The sequence below is a fragment of the Mesorhizobium sp. WSM4906 genome, assembly GCF_029674625.1.
Lineage (GTDB): Bacteria > Pseudomonadota > Alphaproteobacteria > Rhizobiales > Rhizobiaceae > Mesorhizobium.
Window position 1 is genome coordinate 3,489,314 of record NZ_CP121355.1, and the last position, 20,986, is coordinate 3,510,299.

General features: G+C 63.9%; 22 protein-coding genes and 1 other RNA gene. 14 read left to right on the top strand and 9 right to left on the bottom strand.

Features of this window, described 5'->3' with window-relative positions; genetic code table 11:
• Positions 1 to 183 precede the first annotated feature (183 nt).
• Complete coding sequence (locus tag QAZ22_RS16570) at positions 184 to 4,176, top strand: AsmA family protein (RefSeq protein ID WP_278201831.1); 3,993 nt, start codon at positions 184 to 186, stop codon at positions 4,174 to 4,176.
• A gap of 50 nt (positions 4,177 to 4,226) precedes the next feature.
• Here QAZ22_RS16570 and QAZ22_RS16575 read toward each other — a convergent pair whose 3' ends face one another.
• The 5 genes from QAZ22_RS16575 to QAZ22_RS16595 all read right to left on the bottom strand — a co-directional run bounded on the left by QAZ22_RS16575 (position 4,227) and on the right by QAZ22_RS16595 (position 6,646).
• On the bottom strand, positions 4,227 to 4,658 hold the full coding sequence (locus tag QAZ22_RS16575; RefSeq protein ID WP_278201832.1) for a helix-turn-helix domain-containing protein: 432 nt from the start codon (positions 4,656 to 4,658) through the stop codon (positions 4,227 to 4,229).
• Positions 4,659 to 4,868: 210 nt separating this feature from the next.
• Complete coding sequence (locus tag QAZ22_RS16580; RefSeq protein ID WP_192245559.1) at positions 4,869 to 5,096, bottom strand: ribbon-helix-helix domain-containing protein; 228 nt, start codon at positions 5,094 to 5,096, stop codon at positions 4,869 to 4,871.
• Positions 5,097 to 5,105: 9 nt separating this feature from the next.
• Complete coding sequence (locus tag QAZ22_RS16585; RefSeq protein ID WP_278201833.1) at positions 5,106 to 5,303, bottom strand: DUF4169 family protein; 198 nt, start codon at positions 5,301 to 5,303, stop codon at positions 5,106 to 5,108.
• 8 nt (positions 5,304 to 5,311) lie between these two features.
• Positions 5,312 to 5,845: an SspB family protein gene (locus QAZ22_RS16590; protein WP_278201834.1), complete on the bottom strand. Its 534-nt coding sequence runs from the start codon at positions 5,843 to 5,845 to the stop codon at positions 5,312 to 5,314.
• 117 nt (positions 5,846 to 5,962) lie between these two features.
• A complete protein-coding gene (locus QAZ22_RS16595; RefSeq protein ID WP_278201835.1) occupies positions 5,963 to 6,646 on the bottom strand; it encodes a TetR/AcrR family transcriptional regulator in 684 nt (227 codons plus the stop codon).
• Positions 6,647 to 6,854: 208 nt separating this feature from the next.
• Here QAZ22_RS16595 and QAZ22_RS16600 point away from each other — a divergent pair, with 208 nt between their 5' ends.
• A complete protein-coding gene (locus QAZ22_RS16600) occupies positions 6,855 to 8,060 on the top strand; it encodes a multidrug effflux MFS transporter (RefSeq protein ID WP_278201836.1) in 1,206 nt (401 codons plus the stop codon).
• 46 nt (positions 8,061 to 8,106) lie between these two features.
• On the opposite strand, the gene QAZ22_RS16605 is transcribed toward QAZ22_RS16600, so the two are convergent.
• Both QAZ22_RS16605 and ssrA read right to left on the bottom strand, forming a co-directional pair.
• Positions 8,107 to 8,664: an AAA family ATPase gene (locus QAZ22_RS16605; protein ID WP_278201837.1), complete on the bottom strand. Its 558-nt coding sequence runs from the start codon at positions 8,662 to 8,664 to the stop codon at positions 8,107 to 8,109.
• A 95-nt stretch (positions 8,665 to 8,759) separates the two neighbouring features.
• Positions 8,760 to 9,120, bottom strand: a transfer-messenger RNA (tmRNA) gene (gene ssrA / locus QAZ22_RS16610).
• Positions 9,121 to 9,288: 168 nt separating this feature from the next.
• Here ssrA and QAZ22_RS16615 point away from each other — a divergent pair.
• Positions 9,289 to 9,600, top strand: coding sequence for a DUF2853 family protein (locus QAZ22_RS16615; RefSeq protein ID WP_278072782.1), 312 nt, complete (start codon positions 9,289 to 9,291; stop codon positions 9,598 to 9,600).
• 139 nt (positions 9,601 to 9,739) lie between these two features.
• Complete coding sequence (locus tag QAZ22_RS16620) at positions 9,740 to 10,534, top strand: thymidylate synthase (protein WP_278201838.1); 795 nt, start codon at positions 9,740 to 9,742, stop codon at positions 10,532 to 10,534.
• A 178-nt stretch (positions 10,535 to 10,712) separates the two neighbouring features.
• Here QAZ22_RS16620 and QAZ22_RS16625 read toward each other — a convergent pair whose 3' ends face one another.
• Positions 10,713 to 10,919: a molybdopterin-binding protein gene (locus tag QAZ22_RS16625; RefSeq protein WP_278201839.1), complete on the bottom strand. Its 207-nt coding sequence runs from the start codon at positions 10,917 to 10,919 to the stop codon at positions 10,713 to 10,715.
• A 165-nt stretch (positions 10,920 to 11,084) separates the two neighbouring features.
• Between QAZ22_RS16625 and modA the strand changes: the two genes are divergently transcribed.
• The 4 genes from modA (at position 11,085) to QAZ22_RS16645 (ending at position 14,138) form a co-directional block, all read left to right on the top strand.
• Positions 11,085 to 11,879, top strand: a complete 795-nt coding sequence (modA, locus tag QAZ22_RS16630; RefSeq protein ID WP_278201840.1) for a molybdate ABC transporter substrate-binding protein — start codon at positions 11,085 to 11,087, stop codon at positions 11,877 to 11,879.
• Between the two features lie 19 nt (positions 11,880 to 11,898).
• Positions 11,899 to 12,603 (top strand): molybdate ABC transporter permease subunit, encoded by a 705-nt coding sequence (gene modB / locus QAZ22_RS16635; RefSeq protein WP_278072785.1) that lies wholly within the window; start codon positions 11,899 to 11,901, stop codon positions 12,601 to 12,603.
• Positions 12,600 to 13,712: a molybdenum ABC transporter ATP-binding protein gene (gene modC, locus QAZ22_RS16640; protein ID WP_278201841.1), complete on the top strand. Its 1,113-nt coding sequence runs from the start codon at positions 12,600 to 12,602 to the stop codon at positions 13,710 to 13,712. The genes modB and modC overlap by 4 nt, the downstream gene beginning before the upstream one ends.
• Before the next feature lie 84 nt (positions 13,713 to 13,796).
• Positions 13,797 to 14,138, top strand: a complete 342-nt coding sequence (locus QAZ22_RS16645) for a winged helix-turn-helix domain-containing protein (RefSeq protein ID WP_278072787.1) — start codon at positions 13,797 to 13,799, stop codon at positions 14,136 to 14,138.
• 92 nt (positions 14,139 to 14,230) lie between these two features.
• Here QAZ22_RS16645 and cobF read toward each other — a convergent pair whose 3' ends face one another.
• Entirely contained in the window at positions 14,231 to 14,995 is a 765-nt protein-coding gene (gene cobF / locus QAZ22_RS16650; protein WP_278201842.1) for a precorrin-6A synthase (deacetylating), read from the bottom strand.
• Between the two features lie 248 nt (positions 14,996 to 15,243).
• Between cobF and QAZ22_RS16655 the strand changes: the two genes are divergently transcribed.
• The 6 genes from QAZ22_RS16655 (at position 15,244) to QAZ22_RS16680 (ending at position 20,925) form a co-directional block, all read left to right on the top strand.
• Positions 15,244 to 16,257 (top strand): DUF4424 domain-containing protein, encoded by a 1,014-nt coding sequence (locus QAZ22_RS16655; RefSeq protein WP_278201843.1) that lies wholly within the window; start codon positions 15,244 to 15,246, stop codon positions 16,255 to 16,257.
• The gene (locus QAZ22_RS16660) at positions 16,257 to 16,775 is read left to right on the top strand and encodes a dihydrofolate reductase (protein ID WP_278201844.1); all 519 of its coding nucleotides are present in this window, start codon (positions 16,257 to 16,259) and stop codon (positions 16,773 to 16,775) included. The genes QAZ22_RS16655 and QAZ22_RS16660 overlap by 1 nt, the downstream gene beginning before the upstream one ends.
• A 246-nt stretch (positions 16,776 to 17,021) precedes the next feature.
• On the top strand, positions 17,022 to 18,119 hold the full coding sequence (gene hflK / locus QAZ22_RS16665; RefSeq protein WP_278201845.1) for an FtsH protease activity modulator HflK: 1,098 nt from the start codon (positions 17,022 to 17,024) through the stop codon (positions 18,117 to 18,119).
• A complete protein-coding gene (locus QAZ22_RS16670; protein ID WP_278207865.1) occupies positions 18,119 to 19,072 on the top strand; it encodes a protease modulator HflC in 954 nt (317 codons plus the stop codon). The genes hflK and QAZ22_RS16670 overlap by 1 nt, the downstream gene beginning before the upstream one ends.
• 5 nt (positions 19,073 to 19,077) lie before the next feature.
• Positions 19,078 to 19,263 carry a DUF2065 domain-containing protein gene (locus QAZ22_RS16675; protein WP_278201846.1) on the top strand — a complete coding sequence of 62 codons (186 nt, stop codon included), beginning with the start codon at positions 19,078 to 19,080 and terminating at the stop codon, positions 19,261 to 19,263.
• A gap of 147 nt (positions 19,264 to 19,410) precedes the next feature.
• On the top strand, positions 19,411 to 20,925 hold the full coding sequence (locus QAZ22_RS16680) for a DegQ family serine endoprotease (protein ID WP_278201847.1): 1,515 nt from the start codon (positions 19,411 to 19,413) through the stop codon (positions 20,923 to 20,925).
• Positions 20,926 to 20,986: the final 61 nt, after the last annotated feature.

Genomic DNA, 20,986 nt, shown 5'->3' on the forward strand with positions numbered 1-20,986 from the left:
GTTGGCTCAAGGATCGCGGCAAGCCGCTCGGGAAGGATGCCGAAACGATATCGCGACCGCAGGCGATCGCGCAACAGCCGGCGGTGCCTGCGTTTTGACAGGATGGCCAAGGCGAATTGCCTCTTTATCGACACGCGGATGCGGGTAGAGTGCGGCTGACTTTAATCCTACGTTCTGGAGCAGATGCTCGCTCGCCTGTTCGTGATCTTCGGTGGCCTGTTCGTGCTGGTGCTGTGCGCGGCGCTGGTGGTGCCGTATTTCATCGACTGGACCGGCTACCGCGCCGATTTCGAGCGCGAGGCGAGCACCATTCTCGGCCGCAAGGTGACGGTGAAGGGCGATGCGACCGCGCGGCTTTTGCCGTTCCCTTCGGTGACCTTCTCGAACGTGGAGGTCGCAGGCGGTCCTGGGGGCCAGCCGGCGATGACGGTCGAAACCTTCTCCATGGATGCCGAGCTTGCGCCATTCCTGCGTGGCGAGCTGCTGATCTTCGACATGCGGCTGGTGCATCCAAAGGCGACCATCGACGTCGCCGGCGACGGCACGGTCGACTGGGCTATCCGGCCGTCGACGCCATTCAATCCGAGCCAGATCGCGATCGAGAAGCTGACGGTGACCGAAGGGCAGATCGAGCTGCGCCATGCCGCCGGCGGGCGCAGTCACCTGATTAGCGAGATCGACACGACGATTTCCGCCAAGTCGCTCGCTGGTCCATGGCGGATGGATGGCAGGCTGCGCTTCGATGGCATGCGCACGGAGGTCTCTGCCTCCACCGGCAAGGTCGAGGCAGACGGCCAGATGCGGCTACGGGTGAAGGCCGGTCCAGACGCCTACCCTTTGGCCTTCGAGACCGACGGCAATGCCGGCATCGTCAAGGGCGCGGCCGTCTATTCCGGCCAGTTCAAGATCGCAAACGCAGACAGGGCCGAAGCGAACTCGGTCGAACCGCGCGGCGCGGAACCGGTCAAGGCCGGCGCCGGCAAGCCCGATCCGGGCTTCCGGCTGAACGGCAAGTTCGCGCTCGACCACCAGAAGCTTAACGTCGACGAATTCCGCTTCGAAACCGGGCCGCTCGACGATCCCTACACCGCCGACGGCAAGGCCTCGGTCGATCTCGGCCTCAAGCCGCATTTCTCGATCGAGGCCAGCGGCGCGCAGGTGCAGTTCGACGAGGCGGTGGGCGCGTCCGCCGGAACCGGGCTGACGCTCGACCAGCGCATCGCGGCGTTCGAGCAGACGCTTCAGCACATGCCGAAGCCGACGATACCGGGCAGGGTCGAAGTCAGGCTGCCGGCGGTGGTGGCAGGCGACACGACGGTGCGCGACGTGCGGCTTTCGGCGGAGCCGGTCGAGGGCGGCTGGTCGGTGAAGTCGCTTGCCGCGACGCTGCCGGGCCGGGCAACGCTCGAGGCCGACGGCATGCTGAGCGTCGAGGACCATTTCGGCTTCACCGGCTCCTTGCTGCTTGCCGTGGGGCAGCCATCCGGTTTCGCCGCCTGGCTGTCGAAGGATGTCGACGAGGCAATCCGGCGTCTGCCGGCGGCGGGCTTCAAGGCCAAGGTCGATCTCAGCGAGAACCGGCAGTCCTTCAGCGACCTCGAGCTCATCCTTGGCAAGGCCAAATTTTCCGGCCGCATCGATTCCAGCCAGCCCGACGGCGCAAAGCCCTCTGTGCTGATGCAACTGGCGGGCGGCGAACTCGACGTCGACGGGCTGGCGGCCTTCGCCTCGATCTTCGTCAGCGACAAGGGCGCCAACCGCTTCGCCGACCGCGACCTCGATTTCCAGATCAAGGCGGGTCCGGTCAGCGCCGCCGGACTGACGGCCGACACTGTGGATGCGGCGTTGCGGCTGCGCCAAGGCCTGCTCGAGATCGACCGGCTCTCGATCGGCGGGCTTGCCGGCGCATCGATCAGCGCCACGGGGCGTATCAAGGACTTTCCGGAAAGCCCGACGGGCAAGCTCGACGCATCCGTCGTGGCCGTCGATCTCAAGCCGCTCATCGACGTCGCGGCGCAGCATTATCCGGGCAATCAGGTTCTGAAGGGTCTGGCCGCCCGCGCGACCGCCTATCCGGAACTGTTCCAGGACGCCCGCGTCGACCTGGTGACAAGCGCCGCCGACAATGGCGACGGCACCACCGGGCTCGCGCTGTCGGCGCAGGGCAAGGCCGGCGGTTCCGCCTTCTCGGCGTCGCTCTCGGGCAGGGGAATGCCGGACCGGCTTCTCGATGCGCCGGTGTCGATCACCTTCAATGCCAGGAACCAGAATGCCGCCACGCTGCTCGCGCTTTACGGCCTGCCGGCGCTGCCGCTCGGCATGCTTGGACAGGCAACCACCGATGTCACGGCGAAAGGCTCGCTGGGCGGCGGGCTGGCGACCAGCTTCAACCTGACGGCCGACGATTTCAGGGCGAGCTTCGACGGGACAGTCGCCGAGACGGAGCAAGGCGCCACCGCCAAGGGCAAGGTCAACCTCGACGCCGCCGATATCGAGCCATGGCTGATGACGACCGGCGTCGGGCTGCCCGGCATGGGAACCGGCACTTCGACAACGCTCGCCGCCGACGCCGATTTCGGCAATGGGCTTTTGGTGCTGAGCGGGCTGAGCGGCGCCATCAACAAGGCGGCGGTGTCCGGCGACGTCAATGTCGACAGCAAGGACGGGCTGCCGCATATTGCCGGCGCGCTGGCGCTCGAAGAGCTCGACCTCGACCCGCTTGCGGTGTCGCTGTTCGGCGACCAGTCCTTCCTTGCCGCGAAAGGCGGTGGCTGGCCGACGGCGCCGTTCAGCCAGAAGTCGACGCTGCCTTTCAGTGCCGATCTCGACCTCAACGCGGCGGCTCTTGCCGCCGGACCGTTTGCCACGGCGCATGATGCGGCGCTGTCGCTGAAGCTCGACCGGGAAGGCATCCATGTCTCGGACCTCAAGGCCAAACTCTACGGCGGCGCGCTGACCGGCCTGTTCGAGCTCAAGAACACGGACGGCACCGGCTTGTTGTCGGGTCAATTGAAGCTTGCGGGCAGCGATCTTACCGCAGTGCTGCCGGATGCCGGCATCAGCGGCAGCGGCGACATTTCGGCCGCGCTGTCGACCAGCGGCAAGTCCGTGGATGCCATGATTGCCGCTTTGTCGGGGTCCGGCACCGCGGCGCTGAAAGGACTGAGCATTGCCGGCATCAATCCCGACGCCTTTGCCGCCATCATCGCCAAGGCCGATGCGATCGGGCGCGACATCGATGCCGCCAAGACCGGCGGCTTCGCGCCACAGATCGCCGGGCAGGGAAGTTTTGCGGCCGGCGACACAGATATCGCCTTCACCGTCGCCAACGGCATGCTGCGGGCGCCGCCGATCAGCCTCGACAATCCGGCGGCGACACTGTCGGCGGACGTCACCGCCAACCTCGATGCGAGCAGCGTGGCTGCCAGCGGCTCGATCACCTACCGACCGGGCGACGAGGCGCTGGTCGGCTCCGAACCGGCCGTGAATTTCAGTCTCGCCGGCCCGCTCGGGGCAACGGCGCTTCAGTTCGACAGCGCGCCACTGGCGCAGTTCCTGACACAGCGCGCGCTGGAGAAGGAGCAGCAGCGGGTCGAAGCGATGCAGGCGGAATTGCTCGAGAAGCAGAGGCTGCGGCGCGAGGTGCGCTATTACGCTGCGCTGCAGGCCGAGCGCGACCGGGCGGCCGAGGAATTGCGCCGGCAGGAGGAAGAGGCGCGGCAGAAAGCCGAGGCCGAGGCGAGGGCGAAAGCCGAAGCGGAGGCGGCGGCACGAGCCAAAGCGGAAGATGAGGCGAAAGCCAAGGCGGAAGAAGAAGCAAGGGCAAAAGCGGAAGCCGATGCGAAAGCCAGGGCCGAGCAAGAGGCGGCCGATGAAGCGGCAAAGGCTCAGGCCGAAGCCGACGCGAAGGCCCGGGCCGAACAAGAGGCGGCCGATGAAGCGGCAAAGGCGCAGGCTGAGGCCGACCGCAAGAAAGCGGAGCAGGCAAAGCAGGAAGCTGATCGCAAGAAGGCCGAGCAGGCGAGACTGGAAGCCGAGCGCAAGGCGGCTGAGCAGGCGCCGAAGGTCGATCGGTCGCTTCCCGGCGTCAACGAGAATTCCCCTCCATTGCCGGCGAAGCCCAAGGCCAACCCCTTCACCATCGAGAATCTGCTGAAATCGCTGGACGGCGGTTAAGGCTCATCCACCAGGAAGCCGCAGGTCTGGCATCCGGCCACGTTCGTCGTTCAGGACGGCTCCTGACGAAAGAGCAGGCGCTTGAGCATGGGCTCGATCCGCGAAAGTTCGTCGAGATGGGCAGCCGACAATTCGGCTAGGCGATCGTCGGCAAGAGGGGTGAGATGCAGGAGCACGCGGCGGTGGTCGGCCTTGTCCTGATCCCTTGTGACCAATCCCGCCTCACTCAGGCGGTTTACCAGTTCGACGGCGCTGTGATGGCGGATGCGCAGCCGCTCCGCCAGATCGCCGACCGCCACGGGTCCGCCGCCGGGATAGCCCTTGATCGCCAGCAGCGCCTGGTGCTGGCGCGGCGTCAGGCCTGCCTCATTCGCTTGCAACTGGCTGAATTCCAGGAAACGGCGGATCAGGTAGCGGAATTCGGAAAGCCGCTGGTAGTCGGCCTGGCTGATGGCGGGGCGCGGTTTTTGCGGATGCGTCATTCCTCGACTTGTAGGCCTTTCCTGCGAAAGCTCAGCTCCTCCCACGAAAGTCAGGGCGGCCTGACGCGATCAAAATGACGCGCACTGCGGTCGAAAACAGTCTTGAAGAATTATATCGTGTTGCGATATGTCGCCGCCCGACAACCGGACGGCTCTGCCGCCAAGCGCAGGGCACAGCAAAGCATCGGCAATATCGCGGCGTGAGGCCTTTCAAGGCGACTTGCCGCCGCGCTTCGCCCAGGCCAGCACATAGAGCCTCAGCGCGGAGGAAAGGTTGGCGTCGCGCGTTCGCGTTTCGTCGATCTCGGCGACGAGGGCCGCGAGCGAGATCGAGCGTTGCGCCGCGATCGTGACGAGATCATCGTAGAAAGGCTGTTCCAGGGAAAAGCTGGTGCGGTGGCCGCGGATCGTCACCGAGCGCTTTTCGACCGCGGCCATCGGAGGCGCTCAGCGTCCGTCCGGATCGCCGGACTTTTCGCGGCGATGGCCGTCCAGGAATCTTTCCGCCCGGTCGGACGTCAGCCGGTCGCGCTCGCGGTCGGCCTTGGTTCGACCGTGCAATGCGCGGTTCTCGTCGGCCAGGCGTTCCTTCTCGCTGCGCGCTTTCTGCTTGCGGGCCTGGCGGAGATTGACGACCTCGCCCATGTCCCCGGTCACTTCTTGCGGAAGGCGTCGAGCGAAACCACGTCGGCGCTTTTGCCGCCGGTATCAGCCACGGCAGGCTTCTTTTCGGTCTCGGCGGCCTTCTTCTTCGATTCCGTTTTCTTTTCGGTCACGACCGCGATCGGCTCCGCGGCCGGCGTGGCAGCGTCGTCTTCCGCAATACCCTCGGCCTTGACGTCGAATTCGAGCTCGAAATTCACCGAAGGATCGTAGAAACCGCGTACGGCGGAGAAGGGGATCTCGAGCTTTTCAGGCACGTCGGAGAAGGAGAGTCCAACCTCGAAACCGGTGTCAGTCACCTTCAGATCCCAATACTGGAATTGGATGACGATGGTCATCTGTTCCGGATAGCGCTCGCGCAGCCGTGAGGAAATGCGCACGCCGGGCGCGCCGGTGAGGAAGGTGATGAAGAAATGATGATTGCCGGGAAGGCCGGTGCGCGCGACTTCGGCCAGGACCTTGCGCATGACACCGCGCAATGCCTCCTGGGCCAGAATGTCGTAGCGGATGTGGTCGTCGGCCATTTGACGGTCGGGTTCCGTTGAATCGTCCGCATAGCTGTAATCAAGCTTGGGCGCGGCGTAAACCGCATATAGGTGCCTAACGCCGAGGCCAAGAGGGGATGGCTGTGATTTGATCGCTCAGGCGTGGGCGAGGGCCGCCTGCCTGACGGACGCTGGTTTCCGCCGGCCGAAGGCGCTGAGGAAGGTCCGCACGCCGTTGGTGGCGGAGCGCAATACCTCTTCCTCTGTCGGCATGCCGCCGAGCATGAAAGTTATCTGCAGTTCGGCGTTGACCAGAGCGAGGAACTGGCGCGCCGCCACGTCCGGATCGTCGATCGACATGTGTCCGGCATAGGCAAGCCGCGCGAAGCGGGCGGCAAGCGCCGACCAGGTGCGGCCCGGTCCCTGTTCGCGCCACTCGGCGAAAAGCTCCGGATAACGCTCGCCTTCGGCCTGGATCAGCTTGCGCAGGAAGCGGCCGTCGCGATTGCAGATGCAGTTGTGGTTCATGCGCACGGCGAAAGCGACCAGATCGGATTCGAGATCGGTGGGCTGGTCGGGGAAGGTGGCTATGGTCGCGAAGATGCCGGCATTGCAGCGCTCGGTCAGGTCGCGCACGACGGCCATGAAGAGCTTTTCCTTGTCGCCATGGTGATTGTAGACCGTCTGGCGCGAAACGCCGGCCTCGGCCGCGATCAGGTCGATATTGGCGCCGGCATAGCCTTGCCGGCAGAAAACCGAAGCGGCAGCGTCCACCACCGATATGCGCTTGGCCTCATGGCTGCGTGGCGGGAAAGTGTCAGGAGAAACGCCGGGCTTCATGAAAATCTATATAGCGGTGATTGACGAATTGGACAAGCCTGTCTAAATTTGTGGACACGATAAAGGGAAGCCGCTCTCCGGCAGACGGATGAATTCGCTCTGATAAAGACGAACAAGTTTGCTCTCGGATGTCGGATTTCCCCGGGATGGAACGTCCTTGGGTAGACGCCGGACCACGGCGGCAACCAGATCCGAAAGAAGCCCTATCATGAGTCCCAAATTCCTCCGCATTGCGGTCGTGCTCGGCTTGTTGTCTGCAATCGGCCCCTTCGCCATCGATATGTATCTTCCCGCGCTGCCCTCGATCGGTGAGGATCTCAATGCCGGCACCGCCGCCGTGCAGATGAGCCTCTTGATCTTCTTCCTGTCGATGGGTTTCGGCCAGATCGTGGTCGGACCGATCTCCGACATGATCGGGCGCAAGCTGCCGCTCTATGCCGGCCTCGCGCTGTTCATGGTCGGCGGCGTCGGCTCGGCGATGGCGCCCAACATCGAATGGCTTATCGCCTTCCGCTTCCTGCAAGGGCTCGGCGCCAGCGCCGGCATGGCGGTGCCGCGCGCGATCGTGCGCGACCTGCACACCGGCAACGAGGCGGCCAAGCTGATGTCGCTCTTGATGCTGGTGTTCTCGGTGTCGCCGATTCTGGCGCCGCTGACCGGGAGCCAGATCATCGAAAGCTTCGGCTGGCGCGCCGTGTTCTGGACCGTGACGGGCGCCGCGGCACTTGCCACCGTCCTGCTCGCCACCGCGCTCAAGGAGACGCGGTCGGTCGACGAGCGCGCCAACTCGTCCTTCGGCACGGCGCTGGCGGGCTACCGCTACCTGATGGGTGATCGCAACTTCCTCGGCCTGACGGCGATCGCCGGCTTCGGCATCGCGAGCTTCTTCGTCTATCTGTCGAGCTCGTCCTTCATCCTGATCAACCATTACGGTCTGTCGCCGTCGGTCTACAGCGTGTTCTTCTCGATCAATGCGGTCGCCTTCATCGGCATGTCGCAGCTGACCGGGATGCTGGCCGACCGCTTCGGCTTGAAGCGTGTCGTCTGGGTGGCGGTGACCGGCTACGCCACGGTGATGGTGGCGCTGTTCGCGATCATGGCGTCTGGCGTCGACCGGCTCGACGTGATGGCGGCGCTGCTCTTCGTCGGCTACGGCTTCCTCGGGCTGGTCATCCCGACCACCTCGGTGCTGGCTATGGAAGAGCATGGCGAGATCGCCGGCACGGCCTCGGCCCTGATGGGCACGCTGCACTTCGCCATCGGCGCGCTGGCGATGGGTGTGGCGGGTCTCTTCTTCGACGGCACGCCGTTGCCGATGGTCGCCGGCATCACGCTCTGCGCGGTGATTTCCTTCACGCTGGCGAAGGTCACACTCGGCAGGGCGCGGGAAGCGGCGGAAGCGCCTGCCGAATAAGAGACTCGACAAAAGATCGAAAAAGGCCGGGCTTGCCCGGCTTTTTTCAGGTCCCAGGCAGGCCGACCGCATCGAGGACGAAGCGCACCCGCTCCTCCACCGTCGCGAGCGGCAAGGGCACCAGCTCGTAGCCAAGTTCGGCATAGACGCCCGCTACCGATTGAAAGGTGCGCTCGGCCTCGTCGAGTGTCTGTTTCCGCTCTTCGTCCTGGGTGAAGATTTCCGGCCATGGCGGCGCGATGAAGACGCGATGCGCGTAGCGGAATGCCGTTGCCGCACGTTTGACGTGATCGGGCACCGGCGAGCCGCAAAGCCTGAGATAGCCGATCGTGTCCGGCACGCCGCGGTCGAAGAAGACCGGACCGGGCTCGGCATGCGCCGCATGCCAGGAGCGCAGCTCCCAGGACAGCATCAGCTCGGCAAAGAGCGCCCGGTCCTGCCAGGGAAGGGCAGGGCCGCCGATCGCCACCTGGTCGCGGATGATGCCGCGCCCCGCCTCGGGCGCCGTCGCGAAGCCAGCCGTCTTCAGTGCCTCGATGAGCGTGGTTTTGCCGGAACCGGGACCGCCGGTCAGCACGAAGAATCGATCGGAATCGTTCTGCATGATTTTTCCATGGATTGAGGAACGGCGGGCAGGACGACGCGTGCGCGCCGGGCGAGCCTTGGCGTTCAATTGATTTGCAGGGAAAGAGGGGAGAAGGTGGAGGTTTCTGTTGCCAGGTACCTCCGAACCCCGCCTAGAAGTGCGAACCCCTAGGGCTTGATTTGAAGCGTTCGCACTGCATTAAGCAGCGAGACGAGCTTCCGCATAGTTGTCGTTGGCAACTATAAGTTCAGCCCGATGACGGTGGTACAATGCCGGGCGAAAGTACGATCTTTACACCTTCGTCGATCCTATTTCGCCCCCAGCAAAAGCCGCTCCGTCATCCAGAGCGGTTTTTGGTGGAGGCGCCGGGTACCGCCCCCGGGTCCGAACGGCTTATTTCATCGCCTGTTTATCGCCATAGTCGGTCAAGCCGACGAAGCGAATATAGGGATCGATGGCGGAAAATGAAAGACCAAACCGGCACTTGTCCCCGGCGCCAAACTCGACAGCCGAGGGTTGACTTGCGCCCCTACACAATCGAAGCTCCGCCGGCGATGAGGAATCTCTGACCTAGCGCACAGGTTGCGCGGCGCGCCACATGCCTCATCGATCGGATCCGTGGCGCCGACGAGGGGAAGTTCGATGGCCGACTATCTTGCGGATGTGAAGAAATACGATGCCGGCGCCAGCGCCGACGCGGTCGAGAAGATCGTCAAGCATCTGGGCATCGCGCTCAGGAACCGCGATTCTTCGCTGGTGTCCTGCACGGACCCGAAGGAGCTCGAGCGCGTCCGGGAGAATTGGGTCGGCAAGAAGCTCGGCGTCGCCGACGCCAAGAAGGCCGACGCCTCGATCGAGAAGACCTGCAAGGCGATGGCCGCAGACAACACCAAGAGCCGCGTGACCTTCTATTACCTGGTTGCCAAGGATCTGGGCAAACTGGGTTCTCTCTGAAGATTCTCCGCAGGCGGATCGGCACGAGTCGTGCCGGTGCCGGCCTCTGGCGCACGAATCCACTTGTAGCAGGCTTTACGGTGTTCGACCGACGGCCAGTCGGTTATGATCGCCTGTCACCCGAATCGAGGCGAAGCCGATGCGCCAATATCTCGACCTTTTGAAGCATGTGCTGGAAAACGGCGCCGACCGTGGCGACCGCACCGGTACCGGCACGCGCTCGGTGTTCGGCTATCAGATGCGCTTCGACCTTTCGCGCGGCTTCCCGGTCACCACCACCAAGAAGCTGCACCTGAAGTCGATCATCCACGAGCTGCTGTGGTTCCTGGCCGGCGACACCAACATCAAATATCTCAACAACAACGGCGTCACCATCTGGGACGAATGGGCGGACGAGAACGGCGATCTCGGCCCCGTCTATGGCAAGCAGTGGCGCTCATGGCCGGACGGGCATGGCGGCGAGATCGACCAGATCGCCGGACTTCTCAAGGAAATACGCAAGAATCCCAATTCGCGCCGGCTGATCGTCTCGGCCTGGAACCCGGCCGAAGTGGAGGCGATGGCGCTGCCGCCTTGCCACTGCCTGTTCCAGTTCTATGTCTCGGAAGGTCGGCTTTCCTGCCAGCTTTACCAGCGCTCGGCCGACATCTTCCTGGGCGTGCCGTTCAACATCGCGTCCTATGCCCTGCTGACCATGATGGTGGCGCAGGTCACCGGGCTGAAGCCGGGCGACTTCGTGCACACGCTCGGCGATGCGCATCTTTACTCGAACCATTTCGAGCAGGCGCGCGAGCAGATGCGGCGCACGCCGAAGCCGCTGCCGACGATGTGGATCAACCCGGAGGTGAAGGATCTTTTCGCCTTCCGCTTCGAGGATTTCCGCCTCGAGAATTATTTCGCGGATGCGAGCATCAAGGCGCCGATAGCAGTTTGAGGTGTGTTGAGATTCAGGTCAGGCCGAGCCGAAAATGGCGGCTTCCTGCGCTTCCGGTGCTCACGTACTTTGAGTACGCTCCGCTCCGGTTCTCGGAAACCACCATTTTCGGCTCGGCCTGACCTGAATCTCAACACACCTCAGGTGCTAGGCCCGGGACTTCCTGAGCCCAACCCATTCAGTCGATCCCGACCATGACGTCGGAGGCCTTGATCACCGCATAGGCCTGCTTGCCTTTCTCGAGCTGCAGATCGGCAACCGCTTCGTTGGTGATCGAAGCGGTGACGAGGACGCCGCCGATATCGATCCTGACATGCGAGGTGGTCGCTCCCTTGGTGATCTCGGTGACCTTGCCCTTCAGGATGTTGCGGGCGCTGATCTTCATCTGCCTCTCCTTGGTCTTCGCTGTATAGAGCTGACTTCATCGTAGGCCGGGATGACCTCGCCGTACAACGGCGCTGTAGGTAAAAAGCCTTCCCTTGTTATGTTCACCCGGATATATCGATCAAAGGCATTCGGCCGAACGGATTGCAAAGCAGGGAGAGGTTTCATGACGGGCATGGGATTTGGGTTGAAGGCGATCGCGGTTGGCGGTCTGACGGCGCTGTTGATGGCGGCCGTGCCGGCGGCCCATGCCGACGACAAGGTGATCGTGTTCGCCGCCGCCAGCCTCAAGGACGCGCTCGATGCGGTCAACAAGGCCTGCGAGCCCGAAGTCGGCGAAGCGGCGACCATTTCCTATGCGGCAAGCTCGGCACTTGCCAAGCAGATCGAAGGCGGCGCGCCGGCCGACATTTTCGTCTCGGCCGACCTCGACTGGATGAAGTATCTCTCCGACAAGAAGCTGACCAAACCGGACACCGAGGTGAAGCTGCTCGGCAACCAGATCGTGCTGGTGGCGCCGAAGGATTCCACGGTCGAGGCCAAGGTCGAAAAGGGCTTCGACCTCGCCAAGCTCATCGGCGACGGCAGGCTCGCGATGGGCGACGTCAAGGCCGTTCCGGCCGGCAAATACGGCAAGGCGGCGTTGGAATCCCTGGGCGTCTGGTCCTCGGTCGAAGGCAAGGTCGCGCAGGCCGAGAATGTGCGCGCCGCGCTGAAGCTGGTGTCGACGGGCGAAGCCCCGCTCGGCATCGTCTATGCCACCGACGCACATGCCGAGAAGGGCGTGAAGGTCGTCGGAATCTTCCCCGAGGATTCGCACCCGCCCATCATCTACCCGATTGCCCAGACGGCGGATTCGAAGGACAAGGATACGGCTGCCTTCCTGAAATGCGTCGAGTCGGCTAAGGCCGCGGCGCTCTTCAGGGAACAGGGTTTTACGGTGCTCGCGCCGAGCAACTGAGAAAGACCTTACACCGCATATGAATTGGCTGCTGGACCTCACTCCCGACGAATGGAATGCGGTCCGGCTGTCGGTCAAGGTGGCAACTGTGGCGATGTTCGCCAGCCTGCCACCCGGCATATTGATCGCGCTCCTGCTGGCTAGGGGGCGGTTCTGGGGCAAGACCCTGCTCAACGGGCTGGTGCATCTGCCGCTGATCCTGCCGCCGGTGGTGACCGGCTATCTGCTCCTGCTCACCTTCGGCCGGCGCGGGCCGGCCGGCGCCTTTCTCGCCGAACATTTCGGCATCGTCTTTTCGTTCCGCTGGACAGGCGCGGCACTCGCCTGCGGCGTCATGGGCTTTCCGCTGATGGTGCGGGCGATTCGGCTGTCGATCGAGGCGGTCGACCGCAAGATGGAGGCGGCCGCCGGCACGCTCGGCGCCAATCCGATCTGGGTGTTCGCCACCATCACGCTGCCGCTGATCCTGCCCGGGCTGATTGCCGGCGCGATCCTTTCCTTCGCCAAGGCGATGGGCGAGTTCGGCGCGACGATCACCTTCGTCTCCAACATCCCCAACGAGACGCAGACGCTGCCCTCGGCGATCTACACTTTCACGCAGGTGCCGGGCGGCGACGCCGGGGCACTGCGGCTGACGCTGATCTCGGTCGTCATCTCGATGGTGGCGCTAGTGGCTTCCGAGGTCCTTGCGCGGCGGGTCGGCCGGCGGATGGACATCGAATGACGCTGTTCGTCGACATCAATCATCGCCTCGGCGATTTCTCCATCGAAGCGGATTTCGAAAGCGCCGGCCGGCTGACGGCGCTGTTCGGGCCTTCGGGGTCGGGCAAGACGACGCTGATCAACCTGATTGCCGGACTGATCAGGCCGCAGAAGGGGCGCATCGCGGTCGAAGGCCGCGTGCTGGTGGACACCGCCGCCGGCATCTTCGTGCCGATGCACAAGCGGCGGATCGGAATGGTGTTCCAGGACGCGCGCCTGTTCCCGCATATGAGCGTCGCCGGCAATCTGCGTTATGGCCGCTGGTTCACGCCGCCTGCCGAGCGCTACGCCAATGTGGATGCGGTGGTCGATCTGCTCGGCATCGGTCCTCTGCTCGACCGGCGGCCGGCGAAACTATCCGGCGGCGAAAAGCAGCGGGTGGCGATCGGCCGGGCTCTGCTTGCCAGTCCAAGACTCCTCTTGATGGACGAGCCGCTCGCCTCGCTGGACGAGGCGCGCAAGGCCGAGATCCTGCCCTATATCGAGCGGCTGCGCGACGAGACGAAGATCCCGATCGCCTATGTCAGTCATTCCATTGCCGAGGTGGCGCGGCTGGCGAGCGACGTGGTGGTGCTTTCGCAAGGCAAGGTCGCGGCCTTCGGCCCGACAGAAGCGATCATGCAGCGGCTAGACCTTTTGCCGGCCGAGGAGCGCGGCGAGGGCGGCGCGGTGCTCGACACCAGCGTGCTGCGCCACGACGAGGCTTTCGGCATGACGGTGCTTGGCTCGCCGGCCGGCGAGATCCGCGTGCCACACCTCCCACTGGCAGCTGGAGCTCTGGTGCGGCTGCGCATCCGGGCCCGAGACGTCATGATCGCGACCGAGCAACCGGCGGGCCTCAGCGCGCTCAACATACTGGCGGGGACGATCGCCGCGGTCAGGCCAGGCGTCGGGCCTACGGTGGAGATCGCCATCGACTGCAATGGCGCAATCGTGCTGGCGAGCATCACCGAGCAGTCGAAACAAACCTTACGCCTTGCGCTTGGCCGCAAGGTCTTCGCGGTGATCAAGACCGTGAGCTTCGACGGTACGACGACTGGCCCCGGGCTGCCGGTCGAGGCCGACGGATGACGGAAGAGCATGGCGCTATGTTGCATTGGAATAGCGATTTGCCTGCAAAGGGGGTAATCTGGACGTGACCGCAAAGGACAAGGAATGCCATCGCTGAGCCTGCGGATAAACCTCGATCCCGACGGACGAATTGGTCCGGGCAAGATCGAGCTTCTCGAGCAGATCGCCGCCTTCGGCTCGATCTCGGCCGCGGCGCGCGGCATGGAGATGTCCTACAAGCACGCCTGGGATCTGGTCGAGGACATGAACCGGGTGTTCGGCAAGCCCCTGGTTGCCGCGCAGACCGGCGGCAGGAAGGGCGGCGGCGCGCAATTGACCGCCGTGGGCCTCGCCGTCGTCAGCCGCTTCAGGGCCATAGAACGCGCGGCCACTTCCGCCGCCGCGGTGCATATGCAGGCTTTGCAGGCGGAGATCGATGCCGGGTAGGGGAGTAGGGGAGTAGGGGAGTAGGGGAGGATATGATGTTCTGGAGTTGCTCAACGCAAAGGCAATCGACGACTCCCTATTGCCATACTGCCTTACTCCCCTGACTTCCTCAGCAGATAAGTGTCCATGATCCAGCCCTTTTTTTCCCGGGCTTCCTCACGCATCCTTTCGATCTCGGCGCCGACATCGCCGAGCCTGCCGGAGACGATGATCTCGTCCGGCGTGCCGAGATAGGCGCCCCACTGGATGAAGACATCCTGATCGGCCAACGTGTTGAAGGCGCATTTGCCGTCGAGCATGACAACCGTCGTTGCAGCGTTTGCCGGCAGCCCTTCTTCGGTCAGCCGGCGTCCGGTGGTGATCAGGATCGAGTCACCGATACGGTTGAGCGCGGTCGCGTGAGCGGCGGCCAGCGCCTGGATCGCGGTGATGCCCGGAACGACCTCGAGCTCGAAACCGACATTGGCCCTGAGGCGCACGCGCTCCAGGATGCGCAGCGCGCTGTCATAAAGCGAGGGGTCGCCCCAGATCAGGAAGGCGCCGCAGCCGTTTTCACCCAGCTCGTCGCTGATCAGCCTCTCATAGATCTCGGCGATAGCCTCATGCCAGTCGTCGACGGTCACGCGATAGGATGATGTCGGCTCGGCCCGGACCGGCACGTCGAACTCGACGCGGCGCGACTTCGGATTGGTGACGAAGCGGTCGCAGATCTGCCGGCGCAGTTCCGCCAGATCGGTCTTGCTTGCGCCCTTGTCGGGAATGAACAGCACGTCGGCGCGGTTCAGGCTATTGATGGCCTGCATGGTCATGTGTTCGGGATTGCCGGCGCCGATGCCGATGACGAGAAGCTTGCGCATGCGGGTTCTCCTGCCCGATCAGGCGGCCGGTGTCCAGACAGGCGCAGGCAGCCATGCGTGATCTCAGGGCTTTGAAACGCCGTATGGAAACGGGTAGAGCGGTCCGCCGTTTGGCAGAAACGCCAAACCGCTCTAGCTATCTGTTTACGCAATTCCGGACGGAAAACCGCTACACACTTTTCCTGGAATTGCTCTAGATGGAAGCACGCATCGGGGTGGTCCCGGTATTGCCGTCGAGAGGGGGATCCATGTTACGCACTATCCTCGCCGCAGCGCTGGCGTTTTTAGCCGCACCGGCCTTTGCCAACGATTCCGTCGCCGAGCTCGGCACAGGCGGGCTGATCCTGTCGCGCAGCGACGCCGTCGCCATGGAAAGCGAGGACCTTTTCATCTCGCCGGAGAAGGTGACGGTCGACTATGTCTTCCGCAACAACACCGACAAGGACGTCAGCGCCATCGTTGCGTTCCCAATGCCCGACATCGAGGGCGATCCGAACGAGATGCCGGCCATTCCGGACGCGCAGAGCGACAATTTCCTCGGCTTCGAGGTGACGATCGACGGCGTCGACGCGAAGCCGCAACTCGAGCAAAGGGCGTTTGCGCTGGGCATCGACATCACCGCCGATCTCAAGGCGCAGAACGTGCCGCTTTATCCATTCGGCGACGCCGCCAAGGCGGCGTTGGCGAAGCTCCCCAAGGACGTCGCCGAGGATTGGGAAAACCGCGGCATCATCATCGAGGATACCGCCGATGACGGTTCGGGCATGCAAACCGCCTATGCGCCGTTCTGGCAGTTGCGCTCGACCTATTGGTGGCGTTCGACCTTCCCGGCCAACAAGGAAGTCCATGTCTCGCACCGCTACAAGCCGAGCGTCGGCGGCACGTCCTCGGTCAGCTTCTACTATGACGGCAAGTTCCAGGGGCAGTATGACGCCTACAAGACCCGGTACTGCATGGACGGAACGTTCGAGAACGCGGTGCGCAAGGCGGCGAAGGAAAATCCCGACGGCTATCCGAAATATTTCGAAAGCCGTATCGCTTACATCCTGACCACGGGCGGCAACTGGGCGTCCGGCAGTATCGGCAATTTCAAGCTCACCATCGACAAGGGCAGCGCCAAGAACCTGGTTTCGTTCTGCGGCGACAACGTCCGCAAGATCGGCCCAACCACGTTCGAGATGACGGCCAAGGATTTTTACCCCGAGCACGACATCGACATCCTGCTGCTCGAGCCGTCGGACAATGGCGGGAATGGCGGCTGATGGACATCGCGATCTATGTCGCCATTGCCGAGAGCGGGGTGATCGGGCGCGAAGGCGGGCTGCCGTGGCGGCTTTCCAGCGATCTCAAGCGTTTCAAGGCCGATACGATGGGCAAGCCGATCATCATGGGCCGCAAGACCTATGAAGGTATCGGCCGGCCGCTGCCCGGAAGGCTCAACATCGTGGTGACACGAGACAAGGGCTGGCGCGCCGACGGTATCGAAGTCGCGCATTCGCTCGACGAGGCGATCACGCTGGCCAAGGTGCGCGGCCGCTGCATGGCAGGCGCCGAGGAGATCTGCGTGGTCGGCGGCGGCGAAATCTATTCCCAGGCCTTGCCGCTTGCCGACCGCCTGCATGTTACCCATGTGCTTGCCAAGCTCGATGGCGACGCCCATTTCCCGCCGATCGACCCGGCCATCTGGCGGATCGTCCGTTCCGAGGATTTTCCGGCAGGCGAGAAGGACAGCCATGCGACGCGCTACACGGTCTACGAGCGCCGCGGCGACGGTCATTGACGACGACAAAGGGTCGCTGCCGGCCCAAATCGGACGGCGCGAGCGGCAGACCGCGTTGAAAGCGCGTCAAGGCGTCCCTATAGAAGAACGACAGTACAGCGCCGGGCGTCCAACCGGATGCGCAAGAGGCCGCTGTAAAACTTTGATTTGGCGCATGATTCCTTTCCGAAAACCGATTCCGGTTTTCGGTGTCATGCGCTAGGATCACGCCGCAAGGCCTGAGGGAACCGAAGCGAAAGGACATTCATGCCCTGGAACGACAAGAGCGGTGGCGGCGGCCCTTGGGGCGGCGGCGGCAATCAGGGACCCTGGGGGCAGGGGCCCAAAGGGCCAAGCGGACCACAGGGTTCCCCTCCTGACCTCGAGGACATCATTCGCCGCGGCCAGGACAGACTGCGGCGCGCGCTTCCGGGAGGCGGCGGCGCCAGCCCGGCCGTCTTCGGGCTGATCGCGCTCGCGCTCGTCGTGCTTTGGGCCTTCAAGGCAATCTATACCGTGCAGCCTGACGAGGTTGCCGTCGAATTGCGCTTCGGCAAACCTAAGGCTGAGCTTTCGCAGCCAGGCCTGCATTTCCACTGGTGGCCGATCGAAACGGTCGAGACGGCCAAGATATCCGAGCAGCTCGTCAGCATTGGTGGCGGATCGGCCAGCGGCTCCGGGCTGATGCTCTCCGGCGACCAGAACATCGTCAACGTGCAGTTCTCGGTCGCCTATCAGGTTTCCGACCCCAGAGCCTACCTCTTCGATGTCTCGGATCCCGACGGCATGCTGACGCAAGTGGCCGAAAGCGCCATGCGCGAGGCTGTCGGCCGCCGGCCGGCGCAGGATATCTTCCGCGACGACCGCCAGGGCATCGCCGCCTCGGTGCGCGAGATCATCCAGACGACGCTGGACGGCTACAAGGCCGGCCTGCAGGTCAATGCGATCTCGATCGAGGACGCCGCACCCCCGCGCGAAGTGGCCGATGCCTTCGACGAGGTGCAGCGCGCCGAGCAGGACGAAGACAAGTTCGTCGAGCAGGCCAATCAGTATTCCAACCAGAAGCTCGGCCAGGCGCGCGGCGAGGCGGCCCAGGTCCGCGAGGACGCCGCCGCCTACAAGAACCGCGTCGTGCAGGAAGCGGAAGGTGAAGCCCAGCGCTTCATCTCCGTCTACAACGAATACGCCAAGGCGCCCGACGTGACGCGCAAGCGGCTTTATCTGGAAACGATGGAGAGGGTCCTGAAGGACTCGAACAAGGTCGTCGTCGAGCAGGGCAACGGGCAAGGTGTGCTTCCCTATCTGCCGCTGCCGGCACTGCAGCCGAAAGCGCCGCCGGCGCCGGTGCTGGGAGGCAACCAATGATGGCCAACCGTCTTCCAGTCATCGCCGTCATCGCGGCGGTCCTTCTGTTCCTGCTCTACTCGGCCGTCTTCGTGGTCAATGCCGGCCAGCAGGCGATCGTGCTCAGGTTCGGCGAGATCATCGACGTCAAGAGCGAGCCCGGCATCTACTTCAAGGCGCCGTTCGCTTTCTTCGACGCCGACAGCGTCCAGATGATCGAGAAGAGAGTGATGCGGTTCGATCTCGACAACATCCGCGTCCAGGTTTCGGGCGGCAAGTTCTACGAGGTAGACGCCTTCATCGCCTACCGCATCTCGGATCCGCGCACCTTCCGCGCGGCGGTGTCGGGGCAGGTGGAGCTCGCCGAGGCTCGCCTGAAGACGCGTCTCGATGCAGCGCTGCGCCGCGTCTACGGCCTGCGCGACTTCGAGGCGGCGCTCTCAGAGGAGCGCGCCGTCATGATGCGCGAGGTGCGTGACCAACTCCGCCCGGACGCGACATCGCTCGGCCTCGACATCGAGGACGTGCGCATCCGCCGGACGGATCTGACCGCGGAAGTCTCGCAGCAGACCTATGACCGCATGAAGGCCGAACGTCTGGCGGAAGCCGAGCGACTGAGGGCGCGCGGCAACGAGGCAGCGCAGCGCATCAGGGCCAGGGCCGACCGCGAGGTCGTCGAGATCATCGCCGAGGCGCAGAAGGAATCGGAAATCCTGCGCGGTGAAGGCGACGCACAGCGCAGCGCCACCTTTGCAGACGCGTACAAGCGAGATCCGGCTTTCTTCGATTTCTATCGTTCGATGAATGCCTATGGCACCGCGCTGGACAACACCGGAACGACCATGGTGCTGTCGCCCGAGTCCGAGTTCTTCCGTTATTTCCGCGATCCGGAAAGCAAGCCCGTGCCTGGACAACCGGCCGCGCCTGCGACGGCACCTGCCGCGCCTGCGACGCAACCCAGCACCGCCCAGTAGCGGCGGTGCAGGATTTCCTGGCGGCAATCGGCCTGGTTCTGGTCATCGAAGGCCTGGTCTATGGCGGGTTTCCGGCTTTGGCCCGGAAACTGGCTACGGAAGTGCTGTCGATGCCGGAAAATGTGTTGCGAATCGGCGGATTGGTCGCAATCGCAATCGGCGTCGGCATCGTTTGGCTGGTCCGCGGCTGATGAAATTCCTTGGTGCCGAAGCGATTGACGATTTATCCTTCGCCGATAGCTATAGCCGCAAACGTGCCTTATTTCTTGCCAACATGAAATTGGACGGGCGCCTTTAGCGGAAGCCTTTTCCCTTTCTAGAAACACCGGGAGGCCACGATGATATCCGACACCCTGTTGCGCGCGGCACGGCGCACGCTTTTCGCCGGCGCCACCGCATTCGTCGTCGGCATGATTGCCGTCCCGTCTTTCGTCACGCCAACGATCGCTTCCGACGGACCTCCCTCGGTCGCGGATCTCGCCGAGCGTCTGCTCGGCGCGGTGGTCAACATCTCGACCTCGCAAACCGTGAAAGGCACTGAAGGGCCAGGCGCGGTGCCGATGCCGCAGCTTCCCGAAGGCTCGCCCTTCCAGGACTTTTTCGACGACTTCTTCAAGAACCGCGGCGGCGACAAGGGCGGCGGTGGGCAGAAGGTGCAGTCGCTGGGCTCCGGCTTCGTCGTCGACGCCGAGCAGGGCATCGTGGTGACCAACAATCATGTCATCGCCGATGCCGACGACATCGAGGTGAATTTCTCCGACGGTGTGACGCTGAAGGCGACACTGGTCGGCACTGACACCAAAACCGATGTCGCGGTGCTGAAGGTCGATCCGAAGGGCCACAAATTGACGGCCGTGAAATTCGGCGATTCCACCAAGATGCGTGTCGGCGACTGGGTGATGGCGATCGGCAATCCGTTCGGCCTCGGCGGAACCGTCACTGTCGGCATCGTCTCGGCGCGCAACCGCGACATCAATTCCGGCCCCTATGACGACTTCATCCAGACGGACGCCGCCATCAATCGCGGCAATTCCGGCGGTCCTCTGTTCAATGCCGAGGGCGAGGTCATCGGCATCAACACGGCGATCATCTCGCCGTCCGGCGGCTCGATCGGCATCGGCTTCTCCATTCCCTCGCAGCTTGCGGCGGGCGTCGTCGACCAGCTTCGCCAGTATGGCGAGACGCGGCGCGGCTGGCTTGGCGTGCGCATCCAGCCGGTGACCGACGACATCGCCGAAAGCCTCGGCATGGCGACCGCCAAGGGCGCGCTGGTGGCCGGCGTCATCAAGGGCGGACCGGTCGACAACGGTTCGGTTCAGGCCGGCGACGTCATCATCAAATTCGATGGCAAGGACATCCACGAGATGCGCGACCTGCCGCGCGTCGTCGCCGAAAGCCCGGTCGGCAAAGCGGTCGACGTCGTCATCGTGCGCAAGGGCGTTGAGCAGACGGTGAAGGTTACGCTTGGCCGGCTCGAGGACGGCGAGAAGCTGGCCAGCGGTGAGAACGGCAAAACCGACCAGGACAAGGGCGACAAGGCGGCTCCGGTGTCCACGGCTGCGGTGCTCGGCATGACCGTCGGCGAGCTCAACGATCAGACGCGGCAGAAATTCGGCATCGCGGCCGACGTGTCGGGCGTGGTGATCACCGACGTTGCCAAGGATTCGGCCGCCGCCGAGCGTGGCATCCAGCCCGGCGAGGTGATCACTGAGATCGCGCAGGAATCGGTGGGAACGCCGAAGGACGTCATGGACCGGATCGGCGCGCTGAAGGAGCAGGGTCGCAAGAACGCTCTGCTGATGCTGGCCTCGAAAACCGGCGAGCTGCGCTTCGTGACGATCCGGATGGATTGAGTCCAGCGACCCACAGGCTCATTGAAACATCCCATGGGATGTACTATTTAGGCTTGTGAAG